This is a genomic window from Pseudomonas sp. LS-2 (assembly GCF_003605735.1).
Classification (GTDB): Bacteria; Pseudomonadota; Gammaproteobacteria; order Pseudomonadales; family Pseudomonadaceae; genus Aquipseudomonas.
In genome coordinates, this window is the sequence record NZ_QXTJ01000040.1 from 47,216 (window position 1) to 65,807 (window position 18,592).

Consider the following 18,592-nt stretch of genomic DNA (forward strand, 5'->3'; position numbering starts at 1 on the left):
TTGACGTTCGCTGTCGCCTGAATGAATAACGTAAAGGAGACAGGTATGTGGCGCAGCTACCAGGAAACGACCCCCCGATCCCCGTTCACGGCCGGCCATTCGCCCTTGCGCATCGGCATGCTCACCCATATCAGGTTTCCTGTGTGCCAACCGTTCGCCGGGGGGCTTGAGGCGTTCACCCATGACGTGACCCTCGGTTTGCGCGCGCGCGGCCATGAGGTGACCTTGTTCGCCAAGGCTGGCAGCGCAGCGGAGCTGGACGCGGTGGCCGTGCCGGACGAGGACCCGTGCCGTCAGCCCAGTCTGAGCAGCGCCTATATCGCCGAGCATCACGCCTACCTCAAGCTCATGCAGAGCATCGATGATCATGGCTTCGATGTGATCTTCAACAACAGCCTGCATTACGTGCCAGTGACCATGGCCTCGCTGATTCGCACGCCGATGTTGACCGTGCTGCATACGCCCCCGTTCTTCGAGATGATCAACGCCTTGCGCGGTGATCGGCAGACCGGCCGCTTCAGCACGTTATCGTTGGCGAACGCCCACAAGTGGAGCGACGTGGTCCGGCAGTGCGCAGTCATACCCAACGGCATTGATCTGGACGCCTGGCGCCCCGACGGGCCCGTCGGCCACCACGCCTTGTGGCTGGGACGGCTGGTGCCGGAGAAGGGCGCGCATCTGGCCATTGACGCCGCCCGCCTGGCCGGCACCACCTTGCGGCTGGCGGGGAGGGTGGTGGACGAGCGTTATTTCAGGGAGCAGATCGAGCCTCGCCTCGGGCCGGGCGTCGAGTACCTGGGCCACTTGCAGCGACCGGAGCTTGCGGCCGAACTGGCCAGCGCGGCGGTCGCGCTGGTGACACCTTGCTGGGATGAACCGTTCGGCCTGGTGGGCGCCGAGGCGCTGGCCTGCGGCACCCCGGTGGCTGCGTTTGATCGTGGGGCCATGGTCGACCTGATCAGCGACGACGTCGGTTGCCTGGTGCCTCCCAATGACGTTAACGCGCTTGCAACCGCCATTGAGGTTGCTCGCGGCAAATCGCGAGACGCATGCAGGGCGCGGGCCGAAACCCTGTGGAGCCAGAGCCTGATGCTGGACCGTTACGAAGCCTTGCTTGGCGAAGTGGCTGCACGGCATGCCTGAGCCAAACGTCGGCTATTACGTTCACCACCATGGCGCCGGGCATGGCGTACGCGCAGCGAGCATCGCCCAGGCATTGCAGGTACCCGTGACGCTGATCGGTTCGCAACTGCCCGAGGCACTGCCTGCCAGCGTGCAGCGCTTGCAACTGCCGGGCGATACGGCGCAGGGCATGCGCGTCGAGCGTTTCGACGCGTTGCACTATGCCCCGCTCGCAGTGGACGGCGTGCGCGAACGGATGGCATTGCTCGCCCAGTGGTTCAGGGAGCATTGGCCCTGCCTGCTGGTGGTCGACGTGTCGGTGGAAATCGCCGTGTTCGCCCGGCTGTGCGCGGTGCCAGTCATCTACGTTCGCCAACATGGCGCACGTGACGATGCCGCTCACCGTCTGGCCTATGAAAGCGCCAGCGCCTTGCTCGCGCCTTATCCCGCCGAGATGGAAGCCCCCGACACCCCGCAGTGGCTGCGCGACAAGACCACCTACAGCGGCTGGCTTTCGCGATTTGCCGGCACGCCTTGCGCCACCCCGCAATCGGGGGAATCGGGGCGCGTGTTGATCATCACCGGGCACGGTGGCACCGGCTTATCGACCGCACTGATCGAAGCGGTGGCGCGCCAGTGCCCCGAACGCCAGTTCCGGGTTGCCGGGGGGCTTGCGCCTGAAGACGCTGCGGCTGGCAGTGCGGTCACCAACCTGCAATGGCTCGGGCACTTGAGCAATCCGGCGCAAGAAATGCGCTGCGCCGAAATCGTCGTCGGCAGTGCCAGCGACAGCCTCGTCGGGGAAGCAGCTTCGCTTGGCTGCCGCTACATTGCAGTCGCCGACGACCGGCCGTTCGACGAACAACGGCGACAGGCACGTCGGTTGAATGCGTTGAACGTGGCGATAGGATTGGAGCATGGCTGGCCGGCGGCGCCCCTGTGGCCGGCGTTGTTCGATGCGGCGTTAGGGCTGGATCCCGGTCGCTGGCGCGGCTGGGCCAACGAGGCGGCTGCGGCGCAGGCGGCTCGGTTCATCGAAGACACCCTGATGAAAACGACACAGACGCAGCCGTTCAGAAACCCAGGCGTTTAGTATTCAATGCCTGCGCCACGCTCTCGGCTGAGGGCGGCTGAATGATGTCCAGGCGCTCGTCGCTCCAGTGCACCAAGTCTCGCTCCTGAAACGCGCGTAACCAGCCTTCCATGGGCCAGGCTCCCCAGCGGCCGTGGAAACGTCGTGCATTGATGACGATATCGGCAAAGTGGTTCAACGGCGGGTCGAACGTGGGATGGTACTGATGGAAGGCCATCGCCGGATTATCCAGCAGTGGTACACCCTCATGCCGTGCCCGAAACGCGAAGTCGGTGTCTTCGCCGCCGTAGCCACGGTATCCCTCATCGAACCCTCCGATGCGAGCGAAGGTGCTGGCGGTACAGGCAAAGTTCAGCGACCAGAACAGGTGATGGGGAAGGGGGTTGCCCGCTCCGGTGCGAAAACGCGCCAGCGGGTGCTCGACGCCCTGGGCATGGAGCGCTGCTTCGGTCCAGCCGGGGCGATTCGCGCCTTCAGGCAAGTAGCGGACCTGGCCCATGTGCAACGCGTCCGGCTGCCTTTGCAAGCCATCGCAATACTGCGCCAGCAGGTCGTGTGCAGGAATGCAGTCCACGTCCAGAAAGACCCAGGGCGCCGCCGGGTCGATTGCGCTCACACAGTTGCGTGCTTTCGCCAATGGCAGTCCACCGGGATCGTCCACCTGCAGCGTATGAATCGGAAACACAGGGCTGTAGCATTCTCCTGAGCCCTCGTTCATGTGCACGATCCACAACCCGTTCGGGAGGACGCTGGAGGACTCCAGGCCCTGGATCAGATTCGCCAGGTGGTTACGGCGACCGTGGACCAGCGTGATCACGTTGATCATGGAGGGTTCTCTTTATCAGAAGCGGCTTTATCAGAAACGGCGCCTTGTACAGAATGCGCGAACAGCTGAGCCGTCCGTAAAACTCTTGGTCTTGGCATCCGCTGAACAATCGACCGGGCGTCGGCAAAAGGCGTTTCGTTTATCCGACAGAGTGCCTATTGCAGTCGCCCGGCAGTCAGAGGAAAGTCTGACCGAAGTCAGGGCGGGGTGATGGTCTTTGTAAATCGGGTGCATCCGTTTCGCTTCCGGGAACGTATGCACTTCTTGCCCCTGATGGGCGACACTTGGCATTTTCCTGGCAGAACCTGAGAGAGCATGTATGTGGATGCGAAAGCGGCGCGATTCTCTTGTGCAAGACCTCTACGAAACGGTCGAAGATTTGCGGGGCCTGGCTGACCAGTTGATGGAACTGTCCGTCGAGGCGGCCCGAAACGATCTCCCCCGAGCGGCTCAATCAACCGCCAGGATGGTTCTGACCGTCCAGGAAAGGGAGATCCTGCTGCGCAAGCATGCAGATCGTTTGAGCAAAACCGGCAATCTCGGGCGCCGGGTCACCGATCACCTGCAGGACCGTCCACAGGAGGGGAACAGCGGCCCTGGCCCGAGGGCTTGAGCGGGCGGGCCACCCGGCAGGTTACATCGGGCTCTCGCCGATGTGCAGTGCATCCGGCGACATCGATGCAAGCATTCCGGTGACGGGCCTGGCAAACAGATAACCCTGCATCAGTTCTATCCCCAATTCGAGCAGCGTCGCGCACTCTTCCCGGGTCTCGACCCCTTCAGCAATGACCGTGATGTTCAGCCGTTTCGAGACCAGGATAATGCCTTCTACGATTGCCAGACGTACGGGGTCGCGGTCGATCCCCCGGGTCAGCGCCATGTCGATTTTCAAAACCTGAGGCTGAAACATGGCCAGGAAGTTAAGCCCTGAATAACCCGAGCCGAAGTCGTCGATGGCGGTGGTGAAACCCTGACGCTCGTATTCCTCAAAAATCGATTTCAGGTGGTCCGGATCATCGACCCGTTCGCCTTCAGTGACTTCGAACATCAGGCGTTGCAACGGAAAATCAAACAGGCGCGCGGCTTCCAGCGTGGCACGCACGCAGGTCTCGGCGCGGTAGACGGCATTGGGCAGGAAGTTGATGCTCAGCTTGCAGTCGGGAATCGCCAGCAACCCCAGCCCGGCTGCAAGCTCGATGGCCTTGACGCGACACGCCTGATCGAAACGGTAGCGATTGCCGTCGTCCACTTTTGCCAGGATGCTGGCCGCCGATTCGCCGTTTACCCCCCGTACGAGCGCCTCGTAGGCATAGGCCTTCCCCGACCTGACGTTGAATATAGGCTGGAAAGCCATGGTGAAATCAAAACCCAGTCCCTCGTGGTTGCGGCATTCAGCACATCCTACAGAGTGAAAGGGTGTCGTTTGTATACGGTGAGTCATGCGCGGGAAAGCCTCTGATCTGTCTCTTTAACGTTATCGGCCGATTGGCGTGATGCTGAACGTACCGTACGGCGCAAGTTTCGCCTTGAACGCTCGATCAGGGTCAATGCGGTGACGTTCGCAGCGTTCGGTCGTGCCTGGCTCAGTTTGCGAGGAGCAAGGTCGGACGCGGACTGGAAACATCTGACCCCAAAAAGCTCCGGGCGTGCAGTCAATTTGCCAGACCCATTGAGGCCGGTCGCGGATCGTAAAGCGTGCCGCAAATACTTCGAATTTTTCAATGGCCCGGGACTCAACAATGAACAACAACATGGAGTTTGCGTCATGGCTATATCCCCATTAGAGCTACGCCACATCATTGAGTGTGGTTTCCTGCCTCTGCAATGCAGATGTTCTGTCGACGAGACCGGGAGTGTTTCCATCGAACTCGTGGACCCTGCCTCCGGTAACAACCTGGTCGTGAGTGGCATCCCGGTCAGCCAGCTCAACACGAGCAGGGCCATTGCGAGTCTGGTCGCCGAACTGAAGCACAAAATCGCCTCCGGCCCTGAGGCTCGCGCCCGGGATACCGCCTAGCGAATTCCCGTACCAGTTGCTCAGAGAATCGGCTTGTTTGAAACCTCAGAAGAAGAAGAGGTTGATGAGGTGCGTGCGCTCAGTGGAGCACAACGTTGCCATTCAAAAGTCTGATCTCATCAACCCTTGGCGCAAGATGCCAGGGCGCAGTTGGCTATCTGTGCATCCTGTACGGCGACACCGGTCAGATCGACAAGGGTGATTTGCTGATCATCCCTGCGAGCGCTTGCATCGCTGGCCAATACCTGGCCGAGTTCCACGAGTTGCTCCTTATCGATGAGGCCTGCTTTCAGCGCGTGAGAAATCTCCCCGTACTCGCTGCACTGAGGAATCGAATCCATCCGCGCGGGCGACCAGTGCGGGTTCAAGTTCCTGCTTACCCAGGGAGTCCGCGCCAACGGCAGTAATGTGGGTTCCGGGCCGGATCCATTCGCTTTTGAGCAATGCCTGGCGAGAGGGCGTGGTGGTGACGATCAGGTTGGCCTGCAGTGCGACTTGTTGCGCGTCGAGGGTTGTCTCGACACTAAAACCCAGCGTCTGAGCAAAGCTGCGGTACGCCTCCAGCTCGGACTGTCTGCGCCCCCAGACGATCACCTGTCGGCAATCGATGACTGCCATCAGTTGCTCCAGTTGCATGCGCGCCTGCATACCGGTGCCCACGATGCCGATTTTCTCAACAGAGGAGGGTGCCAGTGCTTTCGCTGCGATCTGGCCGGCGAGCGCGGTGCGAATGCAGGTCAGCCAGCCGCCGTCCTGCAACAGCGCCAGGGGCTGCCCGGTCGTTGCCGACAACACCAGCATCAGCCCGTCGTTGCTTTCCAAGCCTTGGGAAGGATTGTCGTAGAACCCGGTGGAAATCTTCACCGTGAACGTTTCCGCACCCTCGACCCAGGCCGATTTGACGCAGCAATCGCCGTTCGCTTGCGGGAATACGAAGTTCTGCACGGGCGGGACTTTGACGTTGCCTTGGGAGAAGGCGACGAACCCTTGAGCGACCTGTCTGGCCGCCTCAGTCAAGTCCAAGGCATTGATGATCTGTTGCTGGTTGTAGACATTCACAGGAGGGCTCCGATGAATTTTTCGAGGAGGATATTGCGGCCGCACAGGACGACTGCAATGCGTTTGCCTTGAAAATCGGCGGCCAGTTTCAGTGCCCCGGCCAGGGCGACCCCGGCCGCGCCTTCGATGATCCAGCGCTCGGAGCGGGCGACAGCCTTCATTGCGTTACGTATCTCGTCTTCGCTGACCAAAACCGTGTGATCAATCACCCGTTGGCACAGGGGAAATGTCACGCTGCCGGGCTCGATCCCGCCTGCGGTGCCATCGGAAAGCGTGTCGAGTTCTTCCATTTCGATGATTTCGCCCGCGACCAGCGAGCGTTCCATGGTCGGGGCGTTTTCAGGCCAACAGCCGATGATCTGAACGTTCGGGCTCACGTGTTTGAGCGCCGTGCCTATGCCTGAAATCATCCCGCCGCCCCCGACCGCGACGAACACGGCTTCAACCTCTGGCAATTGTTCGTGAATCTCCATGCCGATGGTGCCTTGCCCTGCAATGATCTGCAGGTCGTTGTAGGGCGAGACGAATAGCGTGCCACGGCGCTCGGCCTCGCGAGCAGCTTCCAGCTCGACGCTTAGAGGATCGGTGTCGAGTGTCACGACCTCAGCGCCCAAGGCGCGGATCGCGTCGAGTTTGAGCGCCGAAGCGGTGGTTGTTGCGTAGACGGTGACGGGCACGCCCGCCGCCTTGCCCGCCAGCGCAACGCCCTGGCCGTGGTTACCGGAAGACGCCGTGATCACGCCTTGCTGGCGTTGCTGTTCGGTCAGTAATCGGACTTTGTTGCTGGCGCCCCGAAATTTGAACGAACCGGTGTGTTGAAGGTGTTCGCACTTGAGGAAAATCTCGCTGCCGCTCTGCGCAGACAGGAGCTGACTGTAGGTGAGGGGAGTGACGGACACGCCCGGACGCAGGGCGTTGTGGGCTTGCTGAATGTCGCTGAACAGAGTGGCAAAGGTAGCGTCGTCGATGGACATGAAAGGTCCTGATTGAAGTAGGAATGTTGCAACGGCTGCCCAGTGGGCGATGGGGCAGCATGTGGAATATATATCTACGGTAGATGCTATATCCACGATCCGCAATCAATTTAAGGTGGCGCTGCATCGCCGGGGCTTTCCGCAAGCCGTTAGCGAGCGGTGTTTGGCCGAGAAGCGTCGACTCGCGGCTGTTTTTTCTTGGCCACTCAAATTACGGCTGTGATCTGGGAGAGGATGAGCACGCAATATCCGGGTCTGGCAATTATCGGTTATTACATTTGTGCTATCCGGTAACGGATTAAACCCCATAAGAAGCTCTGGCCAAAATCTAGCTATTTCCACGATGTGCAGGTCATTTTATGTGCACAGCGCTCATTACCCGCATTTTCATTTCATACGGCCGAACCTGATCGCCGCCTGGCCATTGACCAAGGGCCGTTTTCCAAGGGCAGGTCTACATCTGATGCGAATGACTGAGACGACTGATCTACCTGAGCCGCTCGAGTCTTTCGTCTTGCTCCAAGGTGGAATGCACCGACCCTTGAAGCCGAACGCTGTGTCGTCGGTACGCCAGCAACGTACAGAAATCGCTACCAGAGACTTTGATCTGAAACCTTGATCGGATGCGTTGAGGAGTTTGACGCGCCGCACGCACATCTGCACCAGGTCAAAACCTGGTCGATACGAATGCAGACGGCGGTGAGAATCGACAAGCTGACGCCCAGGTTTCAGAGCGGCTTTGATGGCCAGCGTTAGCGGACCGACAATTGACTGGAATTTGATTATCGCAGTGACGATGCGGTTGCGGTCAGCACGGCAGCACGAGTGCCACGGCGAGCGGACGATAAGGATTCATCACTTGACCCGATCAATTGACGACGGGAGCGGTTGTCAGCGTGAGCCATAGGAACCAAGTGCGAGTCAGGCCTTGCATGGCTGAAACGTCAGCGACGGGAAGACCAGAGTAATGTATGTGGATCGTCTAAGGATGGAGGCTGCATTCCATGGCGGCCACCGCCCTAAACTGTAATACGATGTTACGTATAATGTATATTATGTTAAATTATGTGTCTGGTGTGGATTGTGGAAGTCCTAGTCTGTTACCACAATACCCGGAAGTGTTGATTGAAAATTGTAGAGCGAGCAGTGCTCTGAAGTAAAAATAGCCCCAGATTCCCTTCCAACCGCCGGATCTGGACGATGTACGCCTTAAACACCGTTCCCTTCAAATCTCCGACAGCTTTTACCTCTCTGTACGCTTTAGGTTGCATTTACTTCCAAGCCTCGTAGATCTATCCATTTGAATGAGAGAAAGCGTGAAATCTCGTTGATCTACACGTCTGCGCAACCACACAGCCGACGATACTGGAAAAAAGTATAGTCCATGGCCGATGCTTCCGATCCCCGCTTAAGGGCTCAAGGTACATGTAGGCCTAGAGCAGACATTGACTTCAAAATCACATGCTGTAGCTTCAGCATTCCTTCAAAACCACATGCCTTAGCACCAAAATTCTTTCAAATCGTATGCNTGAAATTGTCAGGCTAGGACTTCCGGTCGGAAGTTTGGCGAGATTTTCGACCCGACGGGCTCACGTTACCGCGCTCCCTCAAGTCTCTTTTGCCGAGCCTGCCGAGATAAGCAAGCGAAGCCCGTTCAGCAGCGTGCCGAAGTCAACCAAATGGATCCCGTAGTATTGCCTCGCCGCTTCCCGGTAACCTATGTAGGCAGCCGCTTCATCCACGTTGTCCGGCATGAGCCCGGCAACGACGACGCAACGCGGTTTTTGGATCTGTCCTTTGATATCAGGTAGCAGCCTTCTACCTTCCGCTATCGCAGATGCCAACTCGGGATGGGGCATCCACCTTTCAGGCGACTCCCCAGCGGCTTCGAGGTCAGCGTCACTGGCTAGGCCTAAGACGCCTCGTGTCATGAGCGTCGCATGAGGCGACCTCACAGTCAGCACCAACGCCTCATGCCCGTAAATGATTGGGCTTCCTACAGCGGATTTGGGTTGCGCGCCAAGCGGTGGATCCAGCACCCCGCAGTCCGGATGCTGCAAGCATTTCACTACGAAATCGATATTTTGGCTGAGGAACGTTTGCCACTCTGTTGCGCTAAGGTTTTGCGCGAGCAGTATTTGATAATGGTGGATCATGCGGTATAGCTCGCCCCGATCCATCGATTCTCGCATTGCCTTGAGGTCTTCTGGCATCCCCAGAGGCAAGTAGCGAATGTATGCCTGCAGTGTTGCTAGATAATCTCGCTCGGCTTCGGTAAACCTGCTGAGAAACTGCCCCCCACGATCATCAAAGTGTTTTAGCTCAGGAGCTAGCTTTTCTACAATTTCTTTGTAAATGTATGAGCCGCGTGACCCTGATTTTTGACGATTCCAAAAAGCATCCGCAGTGTTGAAGGCCTTCCTGAGATCATTTAGGGTAGCTTCCGAAACGCACACCACGTTCTTGCGCCTGAAGAGCTCGCCTTCAAAATGTATTTCAATAGTATCCACACTCTTGTCGATCTGAAGCGCGCTGAGTACCGCGTTGAAGGATGGCTTGAACCCCAGTCCTTCGGCGCAGGAATTAAATATCACGGAGTCGAATACGCGTTCGATGTGAGACACCGCCGAACTAGGATCGCTTGGCAGTGGCCCAGCAAAGGGTTTTGGAAGCCGATATACAACGTGAGGATACGGCTTCCTCTCCCGCGGATATTCTGAGAAGAAGCCGGGGTTGATGACTGTTGGCCAAGTCTCGATTCGGTCTGCAAAAATCCTCGCAAGCACATGCGAATCGGCGCCCGATGAGCTGGTCGTCGGGTGTTCGCGGGCCGTCGAGGACGGCATTGATAGCTCGACGTAAAAAGCTCGATTCACGACCCCCTTTCGGATACTAGGCTCTGGCAAGTTCTTCGCCCATCCTCGCCGTTGCTTTTTTTGGGAAGACTCATCACTGCCATCTTTCACGCGCTGCTCCCTTAGCCTAGAAGTTTGAGTATGCATCATCCCAAAGTCGTATGAGGGATCGTATGATCACCGAGANCAAATATTGCGCGAGTAGCTAATAACTTTCTGCGCCTCATACCAGGGGATCAGATAGATCACGTCGCCGAATCGCCACGTTACAGCCACCAATATACAAGCGACGTCACCCATCATCTGCCGCCTCGGTAACGACAATGACCTTAATCGACCGGTTCCACGGTGACCTGATAGACCTACGTGCCCATGCACATATTTTAGCGTCGTAGTAAGAAAGCCCTTCGAGTCAGCTAGTATGCTGGGCGCTTCGCGAGGGAGTGGCTCTACGAACTCGCTGGTCGTGAATCAAGCCTCCCGCGAGGCAGTCGTCTTGACCCTGCGGGCTTCCATCCTCACGCCTGCGCGCTTCGCTTGCTTGTCTAGGCCATCAGGGCGTGAATAGGCCTTGAACCACTCTACTTGAGCGCGGTGTCAACGGTCACGCGCTCCATCCGTCTTCAACCGCAATGGACGGAGGCCTAGCACCAAGCGGGTCATCGCTCAGCAGCGTGATTACACGGACATGCATAACTATTGGCCGACCACCNCTTCGAGCAGCGCCAAGATCGAAGTCCTCAAACATTTGAGTATTTGCGCTGTCATAGGAAACCCTGCCAGACCGCAATTGATGTTCAGAGAGTGAGCGCTGAGGGCTAGCGTGATTGGTGACCACCTAGCGGTAGGGGCGGAAATCTGCGCCGCTGAGGCCCACGAGTCAAGATTTCAGCCCCTTAACGACATCAGCCCGATTGCAGTGTCGTGAAGGCATGATTCGCGATACCTATGGCGCGATCCAATTGTCAGTTCACCGCACGGGCTTACGACCGCTCACGGACACTGGTGCCTTGAGCGGTGTTTTCTTAGGTGGCTTGTATTTGCACTTCGGAAAGGTTGAACAGGAAAGAAATTTTCCGTACGGCCCTGGTCGCCATATCAGCTCACCAACTTTACACCCTGGGCAGGCGGGCCCCTTGGCCTTGGCGGGAGCTTGAGCAGGTGCCGATCCGGGAATAGTCTTATCGGGCTTACGTTCGGCTTTTATCGCCTGTCCATTGTCATCTGTGGGAACTACGACACCTTCGTCGATCAGCTCCTGCAGGAAAGATGAGCGGCGCCCCGCGACCGTAAACATTGCGACGCTTCGCCTTGCCCTCGTCAACGCGACATAGAAAAGCCGGCGCTCCTCGCTGCATGGAAAGGTGTCGCCTTGCGGCATAACGAGGGAGAACAGTGGGTCGTCGACTTTAACGTTTGGAAACCCGCGCATGACCATGCCGGGAAGAATCACATAATCGGCCTCGTCACCCTTTGAGGTATGCACGGTCTTGAACCTGAAAGCCATACGATCGCCGAACCGTTGCTGCCAATCAGCGGCTAGGAATTTAGCATCAAGCTTGTAGCGCCCCAATACGAAGACGTTGACCTTGCCGCCTCGCCCCAAAGGCACACTCCCCTCGCAGATCTGCTGGTAGATACGCTCGACATATTTATCAACCGCTTGAGCTACTTTATTTCGGTGCTCGACCTGTATAGCCTGAAAGGCTGGCCCTATGGGAGCCGTTACAGAGTTTACGTTTTTTCTTAAACTGAGCAGGGTTCTTCGACACGAATCGGCTGGAGACATCACAAATTGCCTGGGGGCATCGAAATGTCGTCTCCAATCGAAGCACCTGCCCATGACCGTACCAGGGTTTGAAGCCTGTCATGACGGAGACGTCAGCACCCGCGAAGCGATTGATTGATTGCCAGTCGTCCCCGACGGCGAACAGAAACTTATTAGGCTGGCTAACGAGGGCTCTGCAAAGCCTCGCCCGAGCGCGCGATGCATCTTGATACTCGTCAGCCATAACCAGGTCGTAAGGTGACCGGTGCCCGGCCTCCAGATACTCTGCGGCCTTGTTAATCATGTCTTCGAAGTCGATTCCGTTTTCTGCAGCCAAGGCTTCGTTCCACTTTTTGACTACAGGAATCAACAGGTCTACGAACATGTCGAACCGGTACTTGAAGGCCCCGCTGTCCATCTCGGCCAGGCGGGTCATCAAGTCTTGTTCCGTATAGCAATTGCTTTTGAAATGGGTGATGAACGTACGGATCAGTCCGAGCAGGTCGGCATGCTTGATGGGTTCCAGGCCATTGAAGGGGATCGGTCGATCAGGGTTTGGATCAAGCTCGATGCCCCGGACGGTGAGTTCTCTCGCCAGGTGGGTAAACGCTTCTCCATTACGGACTTGATGAGAGAGCGTTTCGATAAGCTGCGTTCCCTTATGCCTGTGGAGCTGACGCTTCCAAGCCACCCCGTCTAGATATTTCTTGAACTGCTCAGGGGGCTGGCCCTCTTCGTCCAGAGCAAAATGCTCGTGGTAGAGATTCAGATCTGGGTAGAAAAAATCCGGGAAGTACTGACGATGCTCTGACGTCGCAGTCGGGTGCTCGTACTCACGTTCGTACAGGTACTCAACCCCGTTGTAAAAAAGCCAGTTGGCAATGATGCACTCTTCCTGGCTGGCCACCTCCTCGCCCTTCAGAGTGACCAATTTCCCTTCACCGTCCGAGTTTGTCGTATCAAACAGTTTGTCTTTGTGTGAGAGAGGCAGGTGCCGGCCAAACACTAAACGGAAAATATCCCAGCGCGTACGGAACGCCGGAGATTTGTCTTTGAGATCATCAACAATTTCGGCCAGCGTGGCTAACGCGAGATGCTCCTTGCGAGCCCACGCAGGTACGTGCGGCGTGCTGCCCGTAGCCGAACCAATGATTTTGAGCCCTAGCGAGTGAAATGTCATGGCTGAGATTTCGACGCTAGGCTTGCCAAGGCGCTCAAGGGAGGCGTTGGCCCGTGCTTGAAGCTCTGCAGCCGCATCCTTGTTGTAAGCCAGCATGACGATTGATGTGGGGCTGACGATCCCCCGATGCATGGCATAGATGGCCTTGGCTACCATCGTGGAGGTTTTGCCGGAGCCCGCTGACGCGACGACTTGCACCCGGTTGTCAAAGCACACCACCGCCTTTGCCTGCTCGTCAGTTAGAGGCTTACTTTCGACCTTGTCGAACAGCTCCCGGCAGTCACGGAGCTCCAGTTGGGTGTGCAGCTTGTTGCGCTGCTCCCATGTGCCCGCCCAATCAGACTTCCACCGCTCGATATCAAGTCCTGCTTGGGCATACCCATCATTTAGATGAGCCCTCACCTCTGGGGTTTCAAGCAGCTCTTTCAGCGCCGCTACGCTCACCTCCAGGGTTGGTTTGCTGCCCAGCAACGCTTGCTGATTTTCATGGGTAAGCCAGCGGTGCTTTTCATCAGCGGTAGCTAATGCATGATCAACTTCTTTCAGCCACTGGGAAAGCTTCGCATAGTAGGAGTCGAACCGGTGGCAGCGAAATCGTTTGAGTAGATCGTCCACCGCACGGTGCAGGGTTGGGGCGTGTAGGTTCCAAAGACCACCAAAGCGCACGCCCGCGCTTGCCGGCCACACGAGTTCAGACCACAACAAGCGGCGTTTGATTTCAAAGCTTGGAAGCTTTTCAGGGGCTATGTGGTACTGCTGACCACTGACGATTACGACGACGCGATCGCTCTCGACTAGAAGGCGCCAGCGCGCAGATCCGGTTAACAATCGCCCGAGCCTTGATGGCGTCCATTCCAAAAACATGCAGAATCCCTACGCCTAAAAATTCGACATTCTAGCCCAATGTTAAGCGTCTTCGGGTTGACCTTTACGCGCGCAAAGCGAGTGACTGCTCGATCGTTGGACACCCTCAGCATCCGCCGCTGGTGATTAAAGGTTTAATCGTGAGCGAGCCAGAGGGACGATCAGCCAGCGTTTTGTATTAGATTGGGCGGCCTGGAACAGGTTGAAGCCGTGCCAGGCATTGGAGATGCCCACAGGATGAAGGGGTAAGAGTACATTTGTGCTCTTGCCGATATTTCGATGCCAAGTGCTCCGATCCTCACGGCAGCGTCCCTTGAACATGCTGAGCCGATTTAGAGCCTCTGTTATGTCGTCAAATCGTACACCTCGTAGGTCTATCGCTCGCTAGCGCCTGCAATCTTGGGAAACCGTCTGGAGGGGAATTTGAATAGCCTGGACTAGCCCCCCGCGGATAGACTCATACTCACGTCGGCCACCCCGCGCGCTCTGCTGGGGGACGTAGCCAGCTTCATCACTTCGCGGAAAAGTCTTCAAGGAAGAAAATAGATGGTGCAGTTCAACGATTGGTGCGATTGCGCTGATGAGCCTGTTGGGAACCACTTTCGCAGAGTGCTGACGGGTCAGACAGCCAACCGTCAGACAGGGGTTGATGCGACAGCCTCTGTCATCCCAGGACATTACGCTTCAGAAGAACGCATAGCACGAGCACTTGCACGTCTTGGTAAGCCGGCCACAGCTGAGTTAATTGAGGGTAAGCTTCCGACGTCCAAGCAGATCCGGTCAGGTGACCTCGGCGAGATCTATGCGACGGAGTGGATTGATACGCAGAGCGGCGGCTTTCGCGCTTTGATCAAAAGGCTTCGCTGGAAAGACCACCGGAACATGGCGATGCGAGGCGATGACGTCATTGGCATGTTGGAGGATCCTGCCACACATCGACTGATCTTCATCAAGGCAGAAGCGAAGAGCCGGGCCAAACTCACAAACAAAGTGCTAACGGAGGCTCGCCAAGGCCTTGATAAGGACGGTGGCCTGCCTTCTGCTCACGCGCTCGCGTTCATCGCCGAGCGCTTGCTGGAATTGGGCAACGAACAGCTGGCGGATTCTATTGATGACGCTCAGCTTATCGACGGCATACAGCCTAAGGACGTTCGACATCTGCTTTTTACCTTTTCAGGCAATGCGCCAGAAGCGCTTCTGACCGCAGCTTTAAAAAGCTATTCCGGGGCCATCCAGCAGTGGGCCATAGGCTTGCATGTGGATGAGCACCCCCTCTTTGTTGCCGCTGTCTATGATCAGGTGATCGCTAATGCCAACAACACCTGAAGCAATTATCGCGAGTATTGCCGAAGCGGCAACCGCAGGTTTCCGCAGCCGTCTCATCGCGCGAGGCCAAGCAAGAGCAATTATCTGGCGAGACGGTGTGCTTCCCCCAGATGCCCCAGAGTTCGCGCCACAGCTTAGCTATGACCTGCACTCATATGGCTACTCCCTGCTCGGCCTTGGGTTGCGGTTGCGAGATCTTCAGGGCGACTCAGTCCAGGCTCGCACTGCGTTCGAACAAGCAGCGACTGCTCTCGAAGCGGTGATCGCTAAGGGCAATCCCGGGGAAGTGGATCGAGATTTCCACTTCGTCATGACGGCCGCGGGCTACCACCTAGCGCACCTCTCAGCTAGAGCCTACTCGTTGCTTCAGGCTGTAGTAACGGAAAATAATTTCACATTGCCAGAGCAAGCACTCGCTTTGCTCATGAGACGCAACCTCCACGAGCTTCGCACGATGGTCTTCGACTATCGTGCATCTGGGCAGGGTAGCGACGCTGCCATCGCTGCGGAGGTTCAAGGAAACCTCGACAGGTTGGAGGCTGCAGGAGAACCCTCGGAGGACAGCGACGACTTCCTTTTCGAAAGTCTCAACACTGCATTGACCGATACGTTCATGGCGGGAATGGCGCTTTTCATATCCGCGCTTGAACGGGGTGAAGAAGTACTGGTTACGCAAGCGAAGGATCGGCTTGGAACTGGCCTCGCCATTTCCAGTGAAATGAACATGCTTCCCCAGTGGTGGGCGTACCGAATTGCGATTCATTTGATCACAGACCTGTGGTCTAGCACTTTCCACGTCAATGTACCGCCTCAACCCACCGGAGGAGAGGCAGCCGACTGGCCACAGCTCCGTGAGCTGTTCATTGCCCTACTGCACCAGCGACCTCGTGCTGAGCTTGATCTTTGGCCCTCACAAATCGATGCTGCCCACCGAGCATCTGATCAAACTGACGATCTCGTGGTTTCGCTCCCAACCAGCGCGGGGAAAACCCGAATCGCAGAGCTTTGCATCCTTCGGTGCCTGGCTGCTGGCAAGCGTGTCGCGTTTATCACTCCATTACGGGCGCTTTCCGCTCAGACTGAGGTTACTCTGCAGAGAAGCTTTGGGCCTCTTGGTAAAACGATCTCTGCGCTTTACGGCAGCATTGGCGTCAGCGGCATTGATGAGGACTCAATCAGAGGCCGAAACATCATCGTCGCAACACCAGAGAAAATAGACTTTGCCCTGCGCAATGACCCAGACCTCCTGAACGACGTCGGCCTGCTGGTTTTCGATGAAGGCCACATGATAGGTCTCAACGAACGTGAAGTACGCTACGAAGTACAAATCCAACGCTTGCTGCGTCGTGCAGACGCTGATCAACGCCGAATTGTGTGTCTATCGGCAATCCTTCCAGATGGCGATCAGTTGGAAGACTTTTCTAACTGGCTGCGCAAAGATCACCCAGGCGATCTGATCAAAAACGATTGGCGCCCTACCCGGCTTCGGTTCGGTGAAGTCACTTGGAATGCCACCAACTCCACCGCCCGTCTCAGTCTGCGCGTTGGTGATGAGCGCCCTTGGGTGCAACGTTATCTAGAGGGGAGCGTTCCCCCAGCCTGGGTGCGGCCAAAACGCCGCCGGACGAAGATTTTTCCTAATGATCAACGCGAACTCTGCCTCGCTACAGCTTGGCGCCTTATTGATGATGGGCAAACTGTACTCATCTTTTGCCCACAACGAAGCAGCGTCGAACCTTATGCGGATATGATTATTGATCTCTACGAGCGCGAAGCTCTCCGATCTCTTCTTGAGGTTGATCCCGCCACGCTGAGGACTGCCATCGCACTTGGCGAAGAATGGCTCGGAGCGGAGAGCTCGATCCTGAAATGCCTGCGCCTGGGTGTTGCGCTGCATCACGGGGCGTTGCCTACGGCGTATCGCAAGGAGGTTGAGCGCTTGCTTCGCGAAGGTGTCCTCAGGGTCACAATATCCTCACCTACCCTAGCGCAAGGCTTAAATTTGTCTGCCACCGCAGTGGTGATGCATTCCTTGCACCGATCGGGCGAGCGAATTGATATTTCTGAATTCAAGAATGTTATTGGTCGGGCAGGACGAGCTTACGTCGATGTCGAAGGTATGGTGCTTTTCCCCATCTTCGACAAGGCAGGACAGCGACGGAAAAATTGGGAAGCATTGATCAGTGACCTAGGCGCCCGCAACATGGAAAGCGGACTAGTCCAGCTTGTTGGCACGCTGCTAGTGCGCATGTCGAGAAAAATTGGGGGCGACATTGACGCGTTAGTCGAGTACGTCGCCAACAATGCGATGGCGTGGAGCTTTCCTGAGCTTGACTCAGAGAAGCCTGAGGAAAGCCAGGTTGCTCGGGCCGACTGGGAACGACATGTGGCCACTCTCGACACGGCCGTCCTGAGTTTGATTGGCGGAAGTGACGTTGACGACAGCAACATTGAGTCTGCACTTGACGATATCCTTCAATCCTCGCTATGGCATCGCCGATTACTTCGTTGTGATGAAAACACTCAGAACGCGTTGAAAGCAGGCCTGAGGTCACGTGCCACGCTGATTTGGAGCCAAACTAGCTCCGTCCAGCGTAGAGGCTACTTTCTGGCAGGTATCGGGCTGGCCACAGGCAAGACTCTTGACGCGTTGGCAGAGGAGCTCAATCTATTGCTGGTGACGGCGAACGCGGGAATAATCCAGGATGATGAAAGCGTTGCAATCGAGGCTCTTACTGCTATTGCTCAACACGTGTTTTCCTTTTATCCCTTCATGCCCGACGCGCTACCTGCAAACTGGCAGGACATTCTAAAGCGATGGCTGCAAGGTCGAGCAATAACCAGCCATTCTGCTGATGAAGCCTCAGAAACCCTGAGATTTATAGAGAACGGCCTTGTCTATCGCCTGCCTTGGGCAATGGAGGCGATCCGAGTCCGGGCAGAAGCTAACGATGATACGGTCGTTGAACTACCTCTCGATAATTTTGAGCTTGGCTTGGCCGTCGCAGCAGTTGAAACTGGAACGCTGAACCGGGCAGCGGCACTATTGATTCAAGCGGGCTTCAGCTCAAGGATGGCTGCCATCAAGGCCGTCACTGATACCGGAGCCACATTCGATACAAGTGATGGGCTCCGGAGCTGGCTTCTTTCAGAAGAGGTGACACAGTTAAACGTTTCGCCCAATTGGCCGACCGCCGAAACGAGGAACATCTGGCTCGACTTCATGGGCAGTTTCGAGCCGCGTGAGAGTCACACGTGGGCCAAACGTTCTTACTGGGGAAAGGTCAACTGGCTGGACGCCTCACCACCTCCAAGTACCCCACTTCAGCTGTACGAACATGCAGGAAAAGCGCAAGTATTAGCGGTTGACGGCGCACTCCTAGGGACTCTGCAAAATTCGATGAATCCCGCCCGGAAGGGATTGCTGCGCGTCAACGTTGGCCAAGACACGAGCACGATCGACATCATTTATCTGGGCCCACAGGACTTGACTGGCGTATAGGTAGTT

Annotated in this window: 12 protein-coding genes and 1 pseudogene; 6 read left to right on the forward strand and 7 right to left on the reverse strand. The window is 56.9% G+C overall.

All coding sequences use genetic code 11. The features are described from left to right. Window positions 1–45 precede the first annotated feature (45 nt). Both D3M70_RS25815 and D3M70_RS25820 read left to right on the forward strand, forming a co-directional pair. Window positions 46–1,143 carry a glycosyltransferase gene (locus D3M70_RS25815; protein ID WP_256659986.1) on the forward strand — a complete coding sequence of 366 codons (1,098 nt, stop codon included), beginning with the start codon at window positions 46–48 and terminating at the stop codon, window positions 1,141–1,143. Beyond that, the gene (locus tag D3M70_RS25820) at window positions 1,136–2,215 is read left to right on the forward strand and encodes a hypothetical protein (protein WP_133306520.1); all 1,080 of its coding nucleotides are present in this window, start codon (window positions 1,136–1,138) and stop codon (window positions 2,213–2,215) included. Before D3M70_RS25815 ends, D3M70_RS25820 begins: the two co-directional genes overlap by 8 nt. On the opposite strand, the gene D3M70_RS25825 is transcribed toward D3M70_RS25820, so the two are convergent. Then, window positions 2,196–3,041, reverse strand: a complete 846-nt coding sequence (locus D3M70_RS25825) for a glycosyltransferase family 2 protein (protein WP_256659987.1) — start codon at window positions 3,039–3,041, stop codon at window positions 2,196–2,198. The genes D3M70_RS25820 and D3M70_RS25825 overlap by 20 nt on opposite strands. Before the next feature lie 319 nt (window positions 3,042–3,360). On the opposite strand from D3M70_RS25825, the gene D3M70_RS25830 reads away from it, so the two are divergent. Beyond that, on the forward strand, window positions 3,361–3,654 hold the full coding sequence (locus D3M70_RS25830; RefSeq protein WP_120128496.1) for a hypothetical protein: 294 nt from the start codon (window positions 3,361–3,363) through the stop codon (window positions 3,652–3,654). Window positions 3,655–3,675: 21 nt separating this feature from the next. Here D3M70_RS25830 and D3M70_RS25835 read toward each other — a convergent pair whose 3' ends face one another. Next, window positions 3,676–4,482 (reverse strand): EAL domain-containing protein, encoded by an 807-nt coding sequence (locus D3M70_RS25835; RefSeq protein WP_120128497.1) that lies wholly within the window; start codon window positions 4,480–4,482, stop codon window positions 3,676–3,678. 324 nt (window positions 4,483–4,806) lie between these two features. Here D3M70_RS25835 and D3M70_RS25840 point away from each other — a divergent pair, with 324 nt between their 5' ends. Then, a complete protein-coding gene (locus D3M70_RS25840; RefSeq protein WP_120128499.1) occupies window positions 4,807–5,058 on the forward strand; it encodes a DUF1652 domain-containing protein in 252 nt (83 codons plus the stop codon). A 119-nt stretch (window positions 5,059–5,177) separates the two neighbouring features. Here the strand turns inward: D3M70_RS25840 and D3M70_RS25845 are convergent. From D3M70_RS25845 to D3M70_RS25860, 5 genes and pseudogenes are all read right to left on the reverse strand, one after another. Continuing rightward, a pseudogene (locus tag D3M70_RS25845) lies at window positions 5,178–6,162 on the reverse strand (ornithine cyclodeaminase family protein). Then, window positions 6,114–7,091, reverse strand: coding sequence for a threonine/serine dehydratase (locus D3M70_RS25850; protein WP_120128500.1), 978 nt, complete (start codon window positions 7,089–7,091; stop codon window positions 6,114–6,116). The pseudogene D3M70_RS25845 and the gene D3M70_RS25850 overlap by 49 nt, the downstream one beginning before the upstream one ends. 1,607 nt (window positions 7,092–8,698) lie before the next feature. Next, complete coding sequence (locus tag D3M70_RS25855; RefSeq protein ID WP_120128502.1) at window positions 8,699–10,057, reverse strand: hypothetical protein; 1,359 nt, start codon at window positions 10,055–10,057, stop codon at window positions 8,699–8,701. A gap of 859 nt (window positions 10,058–10,916) precedes the next feature. Continuing rightward, entirely contained in the window at window positions 10,917–11,552 is a 636-nt protein-coding gene (locus tag D3M70_RS32400; protein WP_218568451.1) for a 3'-5' exonuclease, read from the reverse strand. Window positions 11,553–11,619: 67 nt separating this feature from the next. Next, a complete protein-coding gene (locus D3M70_RS25860) occupies window positions 11,620–13,758 on the reverse strand; it encodes a UvrD-helicase domain-containing protein (RefSeq protein WP_218568452.1) in 2,139 nt (712 codons plus the stop codon). A gap of 546 nt (window positions 13,759–14,304) precedes the next feature. Between D3M70_RS25860 and D3M70_RS25865 the strand changes: the two genes are divergently transcribed. Beyond that, window positions 14,305–15,084: a Hachiman antiphage defense system protein HamA gene (locus tag D3M70_RS25865; protein ID WP_120128504.1), complete on the forward strand. Its 780-nt coding sequence runs from the start codon at window positions 14,305–14,307 to the stop codon at window positions 15,082–15,084. Further along, the gene (locus D3M70_RS25870) at window positions 15,068–18,586 is read left to right on the forward strand and encodes a DEAD/DEAH box helicase (protein ID WP_120128505.1); all 3,519 of its coding nucleotides are present in this window, start codon (window positions 15,068–15,070) and stop codon (window positions 18,584–18,586) included. The genes D3M70_RS25865 and D3M70_RS25870 overlap by 17 nt, the downstream gene beginning before the upstream one ends. The last annotated feature ends 6 nt before the right edge of the window (window positions 18,587–18,592 follow it).

Bases quoted from the DNA above. Each gene is read 5' to 3' on its own strand.
- D3M70_RS25815 (WP_256659986.1), top strand. From the start codon at position 46: ATGTGGCGCAGCTACCAGGAAACGACCCCCCGATCCCCGTTCACGGCC.
- D3M70_RS25820 (WP_133306520.1), top strand. From the start codon at position 1,136: ATGCCTGAGCCAAACGTCGGCTATTACGTTCACCACCATGGCGCCGGG.
- D3M70_RS25825 (WP_256659987.1), bottom strand. From the start codon at position 3,041: ATGATCAACGTGATCACGCTGGTCCACGGTCGCCGTAACCACCTGGCG.
- D3M70_RS25830 (WP_120128496.1), top strand. From the start codon at position 3,361: ATGTGGATGCGAAAGCGGCGCGATTCTCTTGTGCAAGACCTCTACGAA.
- D3M70_RS25835 (WP_120128497.1), bottom strand. From the start codon at position 4,482: ATGACTCACCGTATACAAACGACACCCTTTCACTCTGTAGGATGTGCT.
- D3M70_RS25840 (WP_120128499.1), top strand. From the start codon at position 4,807: ATGGCTATATCCCCATTAGAGCTACGCCACATCATTGAGTGTGGTTTC.
- D3M70_RS25850 (WP_120128500.1), bottom strand. From the start codon at position 7,091: ATGTCCATCGACGACGCTACCTTTGCCACTCTGTTCAGCGACATTCAG.
- D3M70_RS25860 (WP_218568452.1), bottom strand. From the start codon at position 13,758: ATGTTTTTGGAATGGACGCCATCAAGGCTCGGGCGATTGTTAACCGGA.
- D3M70_RS25865 (WP_120128504.1), top strand. From the start codon at position 14,305: ATGGTGCAGTTCAACGATTGGTGCGATTGCGCTGATGAGCCTGTTGGG.
- D3M70_RS25870 (WP_120128505.1), top strand. From the start codon at position 15,068: ATGCCAACAACACCTGAAGCAATTATCGCGAGTATTGCCGAAGCGGCA.